Raw genomic sequence first — 14,547 nt, 5'->3', positions numbered from 1 at the left:
TATCCGCGCGGACCTCGCGGGCACAGGGGACGACAACGGCCCGGACCGCACGTCAACATACGGTCCGGGCCGGGGAGTTGTGGCGTCGCTACGGCCTGGTGTTCCACTCCGCGATCACCGGGCGGTCGTGCTCGGTGGAGAGGCGGCTGACCGTGCCGGTGGCCAGCTGGAACAGGCGGCCGTCCGCCGCCGTCAGGCCCAGTCGGCGGGCCGTGAGGACGCGCAGGAAGTGGGCGTGGGCCACGAGGATCACGTCACCGTCCACGAGCGCGGAGTCCACCCGCTTCAGGACCCGGTCGGCCCGGTCGCTGATCTCGTCCGGGGACTCGCCGGGGTGTCCGGCCGGGCCCGGCGGCACGCCGTCGGTCCACAAGTACCAGTCGGGGCGGGTGCGATGGATGTCGACGGTGGTGACGCCCTCGTAGGCGCCGTAGTCCCACTCGTGCAGGTCGGGGTCGGGTACGGCCCCGGTGATGCCCGCGAGTTCGGCGGTGCGTATCGCGCGGCCGAGCGGGCTGGTCAGGGCGAGCGCGAAGGTCCGGTCCGAGAGGAGCGGAGCGAGGGACTTGGCCTGTTCCTCGCCGTGCTGGGTGAGGGGCAGGTCGGTCCAGCTGGTGTGCTGGCCCGACACGCTCCACTCCGTCTCGCCGTGGCGGACCAGCAGAAGATCCCCCACGGCAGGCCTACTTGGACTCGACGGCGTGACCGCCGAACTGGTTGCGCAGCGCCGCGATCATCTTCATCTGCGGCGAGTCGTCCTGGCGCGAGGCGAACCGCGCGAACAGGGAGGCCGTGATCGCGGGCAGCGGCACGGCGTTGTCGATGGCCGCCTCGACGGTCCAGCGGCCCTCGCCGGAGTCCTCCGCGAAACCGCGCAGCTTGTCCAAGTGCTCGTCGCCGTCAAGGGCGTTGACCGCCAGGTCCAGCAGCCACGAGCGGATGACGGTGCCCTCCTGCCAGGAGCGGAACACCTCGCGCACGTCGGTGACGGAGTGGACCTTCTCCAGCAGCTCCCAACCCTCGGCGTACGCCTGCATCATGGCGTACTCGATGCCGTTGTGGACCATCTTGGAGAAGTGCCCGGCGCCGACCTTGCCGGCGTGGACGAAGCCGAACTCGCCCTCGGGCTTCAGCGCGTCGAAGATCGGCTGCACCTTCGCGATGTTCTCGGCGTCGCCGCCGACCATCAGCGCGTAGCCGTTCTGCAGACCCCACACACCGCCGGAGACGCCCGCGTCGACGAAGCCGATGCCCTTGGCGCCCAGCTCCTCGGCGTGCTTCTCGTCGTCCGTCCAGCGGGAGTTGCCGCCGTCGACGATGACGTCGCCGGGCTGGAGCAGCTCGCCCAGCTCGTCGACGACCGACTGGGTCGGGGCACCGGCCGGGACCATCACCCATACCGTGCGCGGCGCTTCGAGCTTGCCGACCAGTTCGGCCAGGTCGCTCACGTCGGAGACCTCGGGGTTGCGGTCGTAGCCGATGACGGTGTGGCCCGCGCGGCGGATGCGCTCGCGCATGTTGCCGCCCATCTTGCCGAGGCCGATCAGTCCGAGCTGCATGTCAGTTCACTTCCTGGGAATTACGGAGCGTCCGGTAGGTGGCCACGAGAGCGGCGGTGGAGGAGTCGAGACCGGGCACGTCCGCGCCCTCGGTCAGGGCGGGTTCGACGCGCTTGGCGAGGACCTTGCCCAGCTCGACGCCCCACTGGTCGAAGGAGTCGATGTTCCAGACCGCGCCCTGCACGAACACCTTGTGCTCGTAGAGCGCGATCAACTGCCCGAGCACGGACGGGGTCAGCTCGCGGGCCAGGATCGTGGTCGTGGGGTGGTTGCCCTTGAACGTCTTGTGCGGCACCAGCTCCTCGGGCACACCCTCCGCGCGCACCTCGTCCGGCGTCTTCCCGAAGGCCAACGCCTGGGTCTGGGCGAAGAAGTTGGCCATCAGCAGGTCGTGCTGCGCCTTGAGGCCTTCGCTCAGCTCGCCGATCGGGTTGACGAAACCGATGAAGTCCGCCGGGATCAACTTCGTGCCCTGGTGGATGAGTTGGTAGTAGGCGTGCTGGCCGTTCGTGCCGGGCGTGCCCCACACCACCGGGCCGGTCTGCCACTCCACCGGATTCCCGTCCCGGTCCACGGACTTGCCGTTGGACTCCATGTCCAGCTGCTGCAAGTAGGCGGTGAACTTGGAGAGATAGTGCGAGTACGGCAGCACGGCGTGCGACTGCGCGTCGAAGAAGTTGCCGTACCAGACACCCAACAGGCCGAGCAGCAAAGGCGCGTTGGACTCGGCGGGTGCGGTGCGGAAGTGCTCGTCGACGAGGTGGAAACCGTCGAGCATCTCGCGGAAACGGTCCGGGCCGATGGCGATCATCAGAGACAAGCCGATGGCCGAGTCGTAGGAGTAGCGTCCGCCGACCCAGTCCCAGAACTCGAACATGTTGTCCGTGTCGATGCCGAAGTCCGACACCTTCCCGGCGTTGGTCGACAGCGCCACGAAGTGCTTCGCGACGGCCTTGTCGTCACCGCCGAGACCCTCAAGGAGCCATGTCCGGGCGGACGTCGCGTTGGTGATCGTCTCGATCGTGGTGAAGGTCTTGGACGCGACGATGAACAGCGTCTCGGCCGGGTCGAGGTCGCGGGTCGCCTCGTGCAGGTCGGCGCCGTCCACGTTCGATACGAACCGGACCGTCAACGAGCGGTCGGTGAAGGCGCGGAGAGCCTCGTACGCCATCGCCGGACCGAGATCCGAGCCGCCGATGCCGATGTTGACGACATTGCGGATACGGCGGCCCGTGTGCCCGGTCCACTCGCCGGAGCGGACCCGGTTCGCGAAGCCGGCCATCTTGTCGAGCACGGCGTGGACTTGGGGCACCACGTTCTCGCCGTCGACCTCGATCACCGCGTCACGCGGGGCACGCAGCGCGGTGTGCAGGACCGCGCGGTCCTCGGTGACGTTGATCTTCTCGCCGCGGAACATGGCGTCGCGGAGGCCGAACACGCCGGTGGCGGTGGCCAGTTCCTGGAGGAGGGCGAGGGTCTCGTCCGTGATCAGGTGCTTGGAGTAGTCGATGCGCAGATCGCCGACGGTGACCACGTACCGCTCCGCGCGCCCCGGGTCCGCGGCGAACAACTCACGCAGCTGCGGGCTCAGTTCGGCCGCGCGGTGGTCCTCCAGAGCGGTCCACTCGGGCCGCCGCACGAGCTTGGGGGAGTCAGACATGACGGGGGGTCTCCTTGGTGCCCTCGGCCCGCAGGGCGATGGCGTACATCTCGTCGGCGTCGAGGCGCCGCAGCTCCTCGGCGATGAGTTCGGAGGTCGTGCGGACCTTCAGCGCGAGGGTGCGGGACGGCTGTCCGGGCAGGGACAGCGTGGCCAGCGGGCCCTCGGGACGGTCGATGACCACCTCGCCGGCGCCGGTGCCGAGGCGAACGGCCGTGATGACCGGCCCGTCGGTGACCACGCGGTCGATCTTCACCTTGAGGCGGGCCTCCAGCCAGCGGGCCAGCAGCTCGGCGGCCGGGTTGTCGGCCTCGCTCTCCACGGCACCCGAGGTGATCTTCGACTTGGACTGGTCCAGAGCCGCCGCCAGCATCGAACGCCACGGCGTCAACCGGGTCCAGGCGAGGTCGGTGTCGCCGGGCGCGTAGGCACGGGCGCGGGCGTCCAGCGCCTCCAGCGGGTTCGTCGCCGAGTACAGGTCGGTGATCCGGCGCTGCGCGAGGGCGCCCAGCGGGTCCTTCGCCGGGATCTCGGGGGCGTCCCCGGGCCACCAGACGACGACCGGCGCGTCCGGCAGCAGCAGCGGCAGCACCACGGAGTCGGCGTGGTCGGACACCTCGCCGTAGGTCCGCAGCACGACCGTCTCGCCGGTGCCGGCGTCGGCGCCCACCCGGACCTCGGCGTCGAGGTGCGAGTTGGTCCGGTCCCGCGGGGTGCGGGCGTGCCGTTTGATGACGACCAGGGTGCGCGAGGGGTGCTCGTGCGAGGCCTCCTCGGCCGCCTTGATCGAGTCGTAGGCGTTCTCCTCGTCCGTGACGATGACCATCGTCAGGACCATGCCCACGGCAGGGGTGCCGATGTCGCGGCGACCCTGCACCAGCGCCTTGTTGATCTTGCTTGCCGTGGTGTCGCTCAGGTCGATCTTCATGGCCTGCGCCAGCTCCGTCCGTCTCGTGCGAGCATCTCGTCCGCCTCCTCGGGACCCCAGCTGCCCGAGGAGTACTGCGCGGGCTTGCCGTTCTGTGCCCAGTACTCCTCGATCGGGTCGAGGATCTTCCAGGACTCTTCCACTTCCTGGTGGCGCGGGAACAGGTTGGCGTCGCCGAGCAGCACATCCAGGATGAGCCGCTCGTACGCCTCCGGGCTCGACTCCGTGAACGACTCGCCGTAGGCGAAGTCCATGGACACGTCCCGGATCTCCATCGAGGTGCCCGGCACCTTCGAGCCGAACCGGACCGTCATGCCCTCGTCGGGCTGGACCCGGATGACGATCGCGTTCTGGCCCAGCTCCTCGGTGGCGCTGGAGTCGAAGGGGGAGTGCGGGGCGCGCTTGAAGACGACCGCGATCTCCGTCACGCGCCGCCCGAGCCGCTTGCCGGTGCGCAGGTAGAAGGGGATGCCCGCCCAGCGGCGGTTGTCCACCTCCAGCTTGACGGCCGCGTAGGTGTCGGTCTTCGACTGCGGGTCGATGCCGTCCTCCTGGAGGTAGCCGACGACCTTCTCGCCGCCCTGCCAGCCCTCCGCGTACTGCCCGAACACCGTGTGCTCGCCCAGCTTCTCGGGCAGCCGCACCGACTTCAGCACCTTGAGCTTCTCGGTGAGCAGCGCCTCCTCGTCGAAGGCGATCGGCTCCTCCATGGCGGTGAGCGCCATCAGCTGCAGGAGGTGGTTCTGGATGACGTCACGGGCCGAACCGATGCCGTCGTAGTAGCCGGCGCGCCCGCCGATGCCGATGTCCTCGGCCATCGTGATCTGGATGTGGTCGACGTAGGACCGGTTCCAGATGGGCTCGTACATCTGGTTGGCGAAGCGCAGCGCCAGGATGTTCTGGACCGTCTCCTTGCCGAGGTAGTGGTCGATGCGGAACACCTGGTCCGGGTCGAACACCTCGTGCACGATCTTGTTCAGCTCACGCGCGCTCTTCAGGTCGCGGCCGAACGGCTTCTCGATGACCGCGCGGCGCCAGGAACCCTCGGCGGCCGTCGCGAGGCCGTGCTTCTTCAGCTGCTGGACGACCTTCGGGAAGAACTTCGGCGGTACGGAGAGGTAGAACGCGTAGTTGCCGCTGGTGCCCCGGGAGGTGTCCAACTCGTCGACAGCGGCGCGCAGTTGCTTGAACGCCGTGTCGTCGTCGAAGTCGCCCGGGATGAACCGCATGCCCTCGGCGAGCTGCTGCCAGACCTCCTCGCGGAACTCGGTCCGGGAGTGCTCGCGCACCGAGTCGTGCACCACCTGCGCGAAGTCCTGGTCCTCCCAGTCCCGCCGGGCGAACCCGACGAGCGAGAAGCCCGGCGGCAGCATGCCGCGGTTGGCCAGGTCGTACACGGCCGGCATCAGCTTCTTGCGGGACAGGTCACCGGTGACCCCGAAGATGACCAGCCCGGACGGACCCGCGATCCGGGGGAGCCGGCGATCGCGGGGGTCACGCAGCGGGTTGTCCCAGCCGGCGGCCAGGGCGTCCGTGAGTTCCTCGACGGTCAGCTCCTGCACGGCGGCTTCGGCTGCCGCGGCCGGTTTCGTTCCGGGAAGTTCGTCGCTCATTCCCCGTCGACCCCCTTGCTGCTCAGCGACTTCGCGACGGCGTCCAGCAGGTCCTGCCAGGCCACCTCGAACTTGGCGACGCCCTCGTCCTCCAGCTGCTTGACGACCACGTCGTACGAGATCCCCAGCCGCTCTACGGCGTCCAGGTCGGCGCGGGCCTGCGCGTAGCCGCCGGTCACCGTGTCGCCGTGGATGTCGCCGTGGTCGGCGGTGGCGTTCAGCGTCGCCTCGGGCATGGTGTTGACGGTGCCGGGTGCGACCAGTTCGTCGACGTACAGGGTGTCCTTGTACGACGGGTCCTTCACACCGGTCGAGGCCCACAGGGGGCGCTGCTTATTGGCCTTGGCGCCTGTTAGACCGGTCCAACGGTCCCCGGAGAAGACCTCTTCGTAGGCCTCGTAGGCGAGCCGCGCGTTGGCGAGAGCCGCCTTGCCCCTGAGAGCGAGAGCCTCGTCCGTGCCGATCGCGGTCAGGCGCTTGTCGATCTCGGAGTCGACGCGGGAGACGAAGAAGGAGGCCACGGAGTGGATGGTCGCCAGGTCGATGCCCGCGGCCTTCGCCTTCTCCAGGCCGGCCAGGTAGGCGTCCATGACCTCGCGGTAGCGCTCCAGGGAGAAGATCAGCGTGACGTTGACGCTGATGCCCTCGCCGATGACCTCGGTGATGGCCGGGAGACCGGCCTTGGTCGCCGGGATCTTGATCATCACGTTGGAACGGTCCACCAGCCAGGCCAGCTGCTTGGCCTCGGCGATGGTCGCCTCGGTGTTGTGGGCGAGCCGGGGGTCGACCTCGATGGAGACCCGGCCGTCCCGGCCGCCGGTCGCGTCGTAGACCGGGCGCAGGATGTCGGCGGCGGCGCGGACGTCGGCGGTGGTCATCATCCGTACGGCCTCTTCGACCGTCACCTTGCGCACGGCCAGGTCGGCGAGCTGCTGCTCGTAGCCCTCGCCGGAGCCGATGGCGGCCTGGAAGATCGAGGGGTTGGTGGTGACACCGACGACGTTCCTGGTGTCGACGAGTTCGGCGAGGTTGCCGGACTCGATCCGCTTGCGCGACAGGTCGTCCAGCCAGATGGAGACGCCCTCGTCGGACAGGCGCTTGAGAGCTCCCGCGGTGGCGGTCACTTCGGTCACTGTGATCATCTTCTTTCTGGCGATCGGATCAACCGCGCGCGGCGGCAAGGGATTCCCGGGCAGTCGCGGCGACGTTCTCGGCCGTGAAACCGAACTCGGCGAACAGGGTCTTGGCATCGGCGGAGGCGCCGAAGTGTTCGAGGGAGACGATGCGTCCTGCGTCACCCACGAACCGGTACCACGTGAGACCGATCCCGGCCTCGACCGCAACGCGGGCCTTCACGGACGGCGGAAGGACGCTGTCGCGGTACTCGCGCGACTGCTCCTCGAACCACTCCACGGACGGCATCGACACCACCCGGGTACCCACGCCCTCGGCCTCCAGCCGCTCCCGCGCCTCGACGGCGAGGTGCACCTCGGAACCGGTCGCGATGAGCACGACGTCGGGGGTCTCGGTGGAGGAGTCCTTGAGGACGTAACCGCCGCGCGCCGCATCGGAGTTGGGGGCGTAGGTGGGCACACCCTGGCGGGTCAGCGCGAGGCCGTGCGGGGCGGGCTTCGTGGCGTGCCGCTTGAGGATCTCGGCCCAGGCGATCGCGGTCTCGTTGGCGTCGGCCGGGCGCACGATGTTCAGGCCCGGGATGGCGCGCAGCGAGGCGAGGTGCTCGACCGGCTGGTGGGTGGGGCCGTCCTCGCCGAGACCGATCGAGTCGTGGGTCCAGACGTACGTCACCGGGAGCTGCATCAGCGCGGAGAGGCGCACCGCATTGCGCATGTAGTCGGAGAACACCAGGAAGGTGCCGCCGTAGACACGGGTGTTGCCGTGCAGGGCGATCCCGTTCATCTCGGCCGCCATCGAGTGCTCGCGAATACCGAAGTGGATCGTACGGCCGTACGGGTCGGCCTCCGGCAGCGGGTTGCCCTTCGGGAGGAAGGACGAGGTCTTGTCGATGGTGGTGTTGTTCGAACCGGCGAGGTCGGCGGAGCCGCCCCACAGCTCGGGCAGGACCGTTCCAAGTGCCTGGAGGACCTTGCCGGAGGCGGCGCGGGTGGCGACGGAGGAGCCCTCCTCGAAGACCGGCAGGGACTGCTCCCAGCCCTCGGGGAGCTGGCCGGCGACGATCCGGTCGAAGAGCTTCGCGCGCTCGGGCCGGGCGCCGCGCCAGGTGTCGAGCTGCTTGTCCCAGGTCGAGTGCGCCTCGGCGCCCCGGTCCAGGGCCTTGCGGCTGTGGGCGATGACCTCGTCGGCGACCTCGAAGGACTTCTCGGGGTCGAAGCCGAGGACGCGCTTGGTGGCGGCGATCTCGTCGGCGCCGAGCGCGGAGCCGTGGGCGGCCTCGGTGTTCTGCGCGTTTGGAGCGGGCCAGGCGATGATCGTGCGCATCGCGATGATCGAGGGGCGCTCGGTCTCGGCCTGCGCCGTCTTCAGCGCCGTGTACAGCGCGTGGGGGTCGATGTCGCCCTCGGCGGCGGGCTCGATGCGCTGGGTGTGCCAGCCGTAGGCCTCGTAGCGCTTGAGGACGTCCTCGGAGAAGGCGGTCGCGGTGTCGCCCTCGATGGAGATGTGGTTGTCGTCGTAGACGAAGACGAGGTTGCCGAGCTTCTGGTGGCCGGCGAGCGAGGACGCCTCGGCGGAGATGCCCTCCTCCAGGTCGCCGTCGGAGACGATCGCCCAGATCGTGTGGTCGAAGGGCGACTCGGCCTCGGGGGCCTCGGGGTCGAACAGGCCGCGCTCGTAGCGGGCGGCCATGGCCATGCCCACCGCGTTGGCGACACCCTGTCCGAGCGGTCCTGTCGTGGTCTCCACACCGGCCGTGTGCCCGTACTCGGGGTGACCAGGCGTCTTCGAGCCGTGCGTCCGGAACGCCTTCAGGTCGTCCAGCTCCAGCTCGTACCCGGCGAGGTACAGCTGTGTGTACAGCGTCAGCGAGGTGTGGCCGGGGGAGAGGACGAAGCGGTCACGGCCGGTCCACTCGGGATCCGCGGGGTCGTGACGCATCACCTTCTGAAAGATCGTGTACGCGGCGGGAGCCAGGGCCATCGCGGTGCCCGGGTGGCCGTTGCCGACCTTTTGGACCGCGTCAGCGGCCAGGACACGGGCGGTGTCGACGGCTCGACGGTCGAGATCGGTCCACTCGAAACTGTCAGGTGTGTGCGCGTTCATCTTCAAGAAGTCCTCGGTAAGAGCGGCAGAACTGCTCGGACGCCTTCAAATCTAAAAGTCTGACTTTTACGAGGGAAGGTGCCGGTGTGCCAGCCTGTGGTGAAAGTGGGACACCGGGATGAGCGTCGAGGCGGCACGAGAAGGACATGACGGACAGAACTATCCAAGACGTCGGCGGTGACGGCGACGTGATCAGAACGTTTCCCTTCCCTGTCGATCTGAGTGTCTGCGGCGTCGGCATGCAGGTCGGGCCGATGGGCACCGACCGCACCTGGCACGCCGACGCGCCCCTGCACCGCGTACACCGCATCGACTTCCATGTGGTGATGCTCTTCTCCGGCGGCCCGGTCCGCCACATGATCGACTTCGCCGAGTACGAGGTGAGCGCCGGCGACGTCCTGTGGATCCGCCCCGGCCAGGTCCACCGCTTCTCCTCGACCAGCGAGTACCGCGGCACGGTCCTGACCATGCAGCCCGGCTTCCTCCCGCGCGCCACGGTCGAGGCGACCGGCCTCTACCGCTACGACCTCCCGCCCGTCCTGCACCCCGACGAGCCCCGCCTCGCCGCCCTGCGCGCCTCCCTGGGCCAGCTCCAACGCGAGTACGAGGACTCGACCACCCTCCCGCTCAGCCTCCACACCTCTGTCCTACGACACTCCCTGACGGCCTTCCTGCTCCGGCTCGCGCATCTCGCGGCCAGCTCGGCGGAGGACGCGGCCCGGCAAGCCGACACGACGTTCACCCTCTTCCGGAACGCCGTCGAGAAGGGCTTCGCCACCAACCACAGCGTCAGCGCCTACGCCGACGCCCTCGGCTACTCCCGCCGCACCCTGGTCCGCGCGGTCCGCGCCGCGACCGGCGAGACACCGAAGGGCTTCATCGACAAGCGCGTCGTCCTGGAGGCGAAACGGCTGTTGGCCCACACGGACCTGCCGATCGGCCGTGTGGGGGCGGCAGTTGGCTTCCCCGACGCGGCGAACTTCTCCAAGTTCTTCCAGCAGCACACGGATGTGACGCCGGCGGGGTTCCGGGCCGAGCTGAGGTGAGGTGACGCGGACGGGCCGCGGGGAAACGGAGGAGCCCCACCCCGGTCGCTTCGGGATGGGGCTCGGGCCCCGGGGCCGGTCAGTCGCAACTCGGCTGTTCCCGGGCGGAGTTCGCGCGCCTCTCCGCGCGGCGACGCGACGATGTCACGGTGTGGCCCGTGCTTCGATGACGGCGAACGCCCCGGCGGGAGTCACCGTGACGCGGTGCAGGCCGGCCGCGGTGAACAGGGCGTCGAATTCGGCGAGTTGGCGTTCCCTGCCGCCCGTCATGGCCAACATGTTCATATCCATCAGGGGAGCGAGCCCGGGCCGCCCGGCATCGTCGACGAGGTGGTCGACGACGGCGATGCGGCCGCCCTTCGCCAGCTGTGCCCGGCAGTTCTGGAGGATGCGGACACAACTCGCGTCGTCCCAGTCGTGCAGGATGTATTTGAGTACGTAGAGGTCGGCCGGCGGAACCGAGTCGAAGAAGTCCCCGCCCACGGTGGTGAATCGTTCGTCGAGCCCCTCGGCCTTGGCCGCTTCGGTCGCGGCGGGAGCGATGTGGGGTAGGTCGAACACCCCGCCGTGGAGTGCGGGGTTGGCGCGCATCATGGCCCGGACGACGTCGCCACCGGCTCCGCCGATGTCCAGGGCGAGGGTGACGCCCTGGGTGTCCAGGACGGCGGCGATGTCGAGGGCGGCGGCCTGTGACAGGTTGCTCATCGACTCGGTGAAGGAGGCCGCTTCGTCGAGGTGCTTGGCGAAGTAGTCGAAGATGTTCGCCTCGCCGTGCGCCGCCGTGACCTGGTGCGAGCCCGTCCGGACGGCCTCGGGAAACATGCCCCACGACAGCCAATGGCCCGGTGCGGACTGGGAGATGGCGAAGTGCCGTAGCGAATGGGGGTCGTCCTGCCGCAGTGTGCTCAGCAGGGGTGTGCCGGTGTAGTGATGTCCGTCGGCGGAGGTCGTCAGGCCCAGGGAGACGCAGGTGCGCAGCAGGCGGCGGGTCGCGTCCGGGTCGATGGACTCGGTGTCGGCGATCGCGTCGGCGGTGTCGGTGCCGGCCGTGAGGTGGTCCGCGAGGTTGTACAGGGCGGCGGCGCGAACCGTCTGGGTGACCCAGAAGCCCGTCACCATGCCCATCATGCGCTCGTGGTCGTGGGAGGCCGCCGACGGTCGTACGGTGGTCAAGTCGCTCTCCTTCAGGGGGAATCGCTTCGTGTACGGGGCGGGTCGCTACTCCACGACGAGTTCGACCGGGATGTTGCCGCGGGTGGCCTTGGAGTACGGGCAGCCCGCGTGCGCCTGCTCGACCAGCTTGCGACCGGTCTCGTTGCGCAGCGCCTCGGGCAGCTTCACGCGCAGCACCGCGGTGAGTGCGAAGCCGCCGTCCGCGGCGTCCTTGGCGAGGCCGATCTCCGCGGTCACCGAGATCTCACCGGTGGCGACCTTCGCCGCCCGGCCCGCGACACCGAGCGTGCTGGTGAAGCAGGCGGCGTAACCGGCTGCGAAGAGCTGCTCGGGATTGGTGCCCCGGCCGTCACCACCGAGCGCCGGCGGGAACGCCAGGCGGACATCGAGCAGTCCGTCGTCGCTGGCGGCGCGGCCGTCCCGGCCGTTGGCGGTGACGACCGCGGTGTAGACAGCGTCCATGATTCCGACCTCTTCCTTCGACTTCGTTCGACTGATTCGTTCGACTGATGAATTGCTGTTCCGGGACGGAGGGACGGTTGTCAATGAGCCCGGCGCAGGAAGTCGACGACCAGGTCCGTCGTCGCCTGCGGCTGCTCCTCCGTGATCCAGTGCCCGCAGTCCGGGATGACCGCGTCCTCGACGTCGTCGGCGACGCACCGCAGTACCTCGCCGATTCCCGGGCCGAACGTGGCTTCGCCGCCGAAGGCCAGAACCGGCATCGGGAGCTTGCCCTCCGCGAGGAACTTCCTGTTGTCGGCCGCGTCCTGGGCGAACGCCAGGAACTGGGCGAAGCTCGCGCGCATGGTGCCGGGCTGTGCGTACAGCGCCGCGTAGTGCTGGCGCTTCGCCTCGTCGAACCGCTCGGGGACCACGGAGAGTTCGTTCCAGAAGCGGTCGAGGTAGATGCGCTCCCGGCCGTCGACCAGGCGCTCCATGTCGTGACCGCCGAAGCCGAAGTGCCACATGGCCGGGTCCTGTGTGATCAGGTCCCACGGGCCGATGCCGGGCAGCGGCGCGTCGATCGCCACCCATCGGCTGACGCGCTCGGGGTGGGTGGCGGCGACCGCGTAGCCGACCATGATGCCGATGTCGTGCGTCACCAGTTCGATGGAACGGATGCCCAGGGCGTCCAGGACGCCCCACACGTCCGCCGCCTGGGTCTTCTTGTCGTAGCCGCCGTCGGGTTTCGACGAGAGGCCCAGCCCGCGCAGGTCGGGCGCGATGACCGTGTGGTCCTCGATGAGCGCGTGGGCCAGGTGCCCCCACATGTCGCCCGTCGTGCCGAAGCCGTGCAGCAGCACGACCGCCGGCCCCTGCCCGCCGACGCGCACATGGATCGTGGCGCCGTTGGTCTCGATCTCGCGCGACTCCATACCGGCGGGAAAGGGGTGAATGCCGTCCTGACGACCGTGGTTGTTCATGGCTCTGCTCCGGGTGTGAGAGGAAAGGGGCTTCGACGCCCGATCCGCGTCGCACCACCGAAGCTAGCCGACCGGTCTACTACGGTCCATCGCGCGCCGGACGCCGGTCGTGGAGGCGCGCGCCGCTGACCTGCGATGGAAGGCAGGGGCTAGCAGCAGAGAGGAAGTCGGTCGTGATCTTGCCCCGGACGGAGCGCGGACGTCCGCTCCCCCGAGGTGCCTCACTTGGACCGTTCCACCGGACCGGAAGGAGCAGGGGCCCCACGCATGCACGCGTGAAGCCCCTTTGCCCCGTGGGGAGTTGGGATCAGTGGCCGAAGTCGAACCAGTTCACGTTCACGAAGTCCGCCGGCTGGCCGCTGGTGAAGGTGAGGTAGACGTCATGGGTGCCGGTGACCGAGCTGATGTTCGCGGGCACCGTCTTCCATGACTGCCAGCCCCCGGTGTTGGCCAGCGCGAAGCTGCCGACCGGGGTCGCGGTGGGGCTGTCGAGGCGTACCTGGACCAGACCGCTGACCCCGCTCGCCGCACCGCTCGCGACCCGGGCGTAGAACTGGGTGGCCGCCGTGGAGCCGAAGTTGACGCCCTTGTAGAGGGCCCAGTCGCCGTTGGCGATGGAGCCGATGTCCTGGCCGCCGCCGGTGTCCGTGGTGGTCTCGGCGATGGTGCCGGACTGGCTGTCGTAGGACTCGGCCTGGATCGCGCTGTAGGCGTCACGGTTGCCGGTCGGCGGGGGCGTGGTACCGCTCCCACTACCCGTGGACGAGAGCACCTGGACGTAGTCCACCGTCATCGGGTGGTTCGGGTCGGTGGCGCTGGTGGGGCCGCCGCCGAACGCGTCCGGGAAGCCGCCGCCCATCGCCACGTTCAGGATGATGAAGAAGCCGTGGTTCGTCGCGTTGGCCCAGGTCGTCGCGTCGACCTGACTGGAGTTCACCGTCTCGAAGTTGACGCCGTCGAGGTAGTAGCGGATCTGCTCGAGGCTCGTGGACCGGTCCCATTCCATCGCGTAGGTGTGGAAGCCCGCCTGGCAGGTCGTGCCCGTGCACGCGGTCGAACCGCCGATGCCGGTCGTCTCGTTGCACGGACCGCCCGGGCTGGTGCCGCAATGGACCGTGGACCAGTCGGTGTTGAGACCCTGGACGTTCTCCATGATGTCCAACTCGCCCACGCTGGGCCAGTTTTGATAGTTGCCTCGGTAGGGCGCGCCCAGCATCCAGAACGCGGGCCAGTACCCGAGCGCCGACGAGCCGGTGACGTTGGGGAGTTGGATACGGGCCTCGACGCGGAGCTTCCCGCCGGCCGGCGGCTGGAAGTCGGTGCGGTTGGTTTCGATCCGGCCCGAGGTCCAGTTGCCGGAGGCGTCCCGGCGCGGGGTGATCAGCAGGTTGCCGTTGCCGTCGAGCGCCACGTTGTTGGTGGAGGAGGTCATCGTCTCGACCTCGCCGGTGCCCCAGTTGGCGGCTCCGCCCGGGTATGAAGTCCCGGTGTCGTACTGCCAGTTGGCGGTGGAGACGCCGGTGCCCGCGGCGCCGTTGAAGTCGTCCAGGAAGACCTGCGTCCAGCCCGACGGGGGTGTGGGCGCGGACGCGTTCGCGGGCAGGGTGAAGGCCGTGGCGGTGGCGGCCGCCAGGCCGAGGGTGCTGAGGACGGCGATCAGGGTGCGCCGGAAGGGGTGGGGTCTGCGCGGCGTGCCGGAGGGTTCACTCATCGGTGCCTCTCGGATACGGGGTGGGGGTGCGGGTGCCGTGCCTGCCTGAGAGCGCTCTCATGCAGTGGGGTGCGCGGTCAATGTGCTCTCAGCCACTCCGGCCGTCAAGAGGTGAAGCCGCGAAAGTCCTTTCGGTGGGCGGGGGTTCAGGGGGTGAATGCGGTGAAAGAGGGGGTTTCCGAGAGGTGTCTTCGGT

The 14,547-nt window shown here is 69.1% G+C and carries 12 protein-coding genes; 1 reads left to right on the top strand and 11 read right to left on the bottom strand.

All coding sequences use genetic code 11. From position 1 onward, the window contains the following. Positions 1-88: 88 nt before the first annotated feature. The 7 genes from OO69_RS39635 to tkt are packed head-to-tail and all read right to left on the bottom strand — an operon-like array spanning position 89 to position 8,997. Positions 89-676, bottom strand: a complete 588-nt coding sequence (locus OO69_RS39635; RefSeq protein WP_033285792.1) for a histidine phosphatase family protein — start codon at positions 674-676, stop codon at positions 89-91. Between the two features lie 7 nt (positions 677-683). Beyond that, positions 684-1,559 carry a phosphogluconate dehydrogenase (NAD(+)-dependent, decarboxylating) gene (gnd, locus tag OO69_RS39630; RefSeq protein ID WP_033285791.1) on the bottom strand — a complete coding sequence of 292 codons (876 nt, stop codon included), beginning with the start codon at positions 1,557-1,559 and terminating at the stop codon, positions 684-686. A 1-nt stretch (position 1,560) separates the two neighbouring features. Further along, the gene (pgi, locus tag OO69_RS39625) at positions 1,561-3,219 is read right to left on the bottom strand and encodes a glucose-6-phosphate isomerase (RefSeq protein ID WP_033285790.1); all 1,659 of its coding nucleotides are present in this window, start codon (positions 3,217-3,219) and stop codon (positions 1,561-1,563) included. Continuing rightward, positions 3,212-4,147, bottom strand: coding sequence for a glucose-6-phosphate dehydrogenase assembly protein OpcA (gene opcA, locus OO69_RS39620; RefSeq protein WP_033285789.1), 936 nt, complete (start codon positions 4,145-4,147; stop codon positions 3,212-3,214). Before opcA ends, pgi begins: the two co-directional genes overlap by 8 nt. Further along, positions 4,144-5,760 carry a glucose-6-phosphate dehydrogenase gene (gene zwf / locus OO69_RS39615; protein WP_033285788.1) on the bottom strand — a complete coding sequence of 539 codons (1,617 nt, stop codon included), beginning with the start codon at positions 5,758-5,760 and terminating at the stop codon, positions 4,144-4,146. Before zwf ends, opcA begins: the two co-directional genes overlap by 4 nt. Further along, positions 5,757-6,902, bottom strand: coding sequence for a transaldolase (gene tal / locus OO69_RS39610; protein ID WP_033285846.1), 1,146 nt, complete (start codon positions 6,900-6,902; stop codon positions 5,757-5,759). Before tal ends, zwf begins: the two co-directional genes overlap by 4 nt. A 19-nt stretch (positions 6,903-6,921) precedes the next feature. After that, positions 6,922-8,997 (bottom strand): transketolase, encoded by a 2,076-nt coding sequence (tkt, locus tag OO69_RS39605; RefSeq protein ID WP_033285787.1) that lies wholly within the window; start codon positions 8,995-8,997, stop codon positions 6,922-6,924. A gap of 146 nt (positions 8,998-9,143) precedes the next feature. Here tkt and OO69_RS39600 point away from each other — a divergent pair, with 146 nt between their 5' ends. After that, positions 9,144-10,043, top strand: coding sequence for a helix-turn-helix domain-containing protein (locus tag OO69_RS39600; RefSeq protein ID WP_033285786.1), 900 nt, complete (start codon positions 9,144-9,146; stop codon positions 10,041-10,043). 144 nt (positions 10,044-10,187) lie between these two features. On the opposite strand, the gene OO69_RS39595 is transcribed toward OO69_RS39600, so the two are convergent. From OO69_RS39595 to OO69_RS39580, 4 genes are all read right to left on the bottom strand, one after another. Then, complete coding sequence (locus OO69_RS39595) at positions 10,188-11,216, bottom strand: methyltransferase (protein WP_033285785.1); 1,029 nt, start codon at positions 11,214-11,216, stop codon at positions 10,188-10,190. A gap of 45 nt (positions 11,217-11,261) precedes the next feature. Next, complete coding sequence (locus OO69_RS39590) at positions 11,262-11,678, bottom strand: organic hydroperoxide resistance protein (protein ID WP_033285784.1); 417 nt, start codon at positions 11,676-11,678, stop codon at positions 11,262-11,264. 80 nt (positions 11,679-11,758) lie between these two features. Beyond that, on the bottom strand, positions 11,759-12,640 hold the full coding sequence (locus OO69_RS39585) for an alpha/beta fold hydrolase (protein ID WP_033285783.1): 882 nt from the start codon (positions 12,638-12,640) through the stop codon (positions 11,759-11,761). A gap of 307 nt (positions 12,641-12,947) precedes the next feature. Continuing rightward, positions 12,948-14,351, bottom strand: a complete 1,404-nt coding sequence (locus OO69_RS39580; protein ID WP_033285782.1) for a glycoside hydrolase family 16 protein — start codon at positions 14,349-14,351, stop codon at positions 12,948-12,950. Between the last annotated feature and the right edge of the window lie 196 nt (positions 14,352-14,547).

The sequence above is a fragment of the Streptomyces sp. NRRL F-525 genome (genome assembly GCF_000716605.1).
GTDB lineage: Bacteria > Actinomycetota > Actinomycetes > Streptomycetales > Streptomycetaceae > Streptomyces.
This window is presented reverse-complemented; position numbering and strand designations above follow the sequence as displayed.

Coding starts and splice junctions, on each gene's coding strand:
- opcA (WP_033285789.1), bottom strand. CDS start 4,147: ATGAAGATCGACCTGAGCGACACCACGGCAAGCAAGATCAACAAGGCG.
- OO69_RS39580 (WP_033285782.1), bottom strand. CDS start 14,351: ATGAGTGAACCCTCCGGCACGCCGCGCAGACCCCACCCCTTCCGGCGC.
- gnd (WP_033285791.1), bottom strand. CDS start 1,559: ATGCAGCTCGGACTGATCGGCCTCGGCAAGATGGGCGGCAACATGCGC.
- OO69_RS39585 (WP_033285783.1), bottom strand. CDS start 12,640: ATGAACAACCACGGTCGTCAGGACGGCATTCACCCCTTTCCCGCCGGT.
- pgi (WP_033285790.1), bottom strand. CDS start 3,219: ATGTCTGACTCCCCCAAGCTCGTGCGGCGGCCCGAGTGGACCGCTCTG.
- tkt (WP_033285787.1), bottom strand. CDS start 8,997: ATGAACGCGCACACACCTGACAGTTTCGAGTGGACCGATCTCGACCGT.
- OO69_RS39600 (WP_033285786.1), top strand. CDS start 9,144: ATGACGGACAGAACTATCCAAGACGTCGGCGGTGACGGCGACGTGATC.
- OO69_RS39590 (WP_033285784.1), bottom strand. CDS start 11,678: ATGGACGCTGTCTACACCGCGGTCGTCACCGCCAACGGCCGGGACGGC.
- tal (WP_033285846.1), bottom strand. CDS start 6,902: ATGATCACAGTGACCGAAGTGACCGCCACCGCGGGAGCTCTCAAGCGC.
- zwf (WP_033285788.1), bottom strand. CDS start 5,760: ATGAGCGACGAACTTCCCGGAACGAAACCGGCCGCGGCAGCCGAAGCC.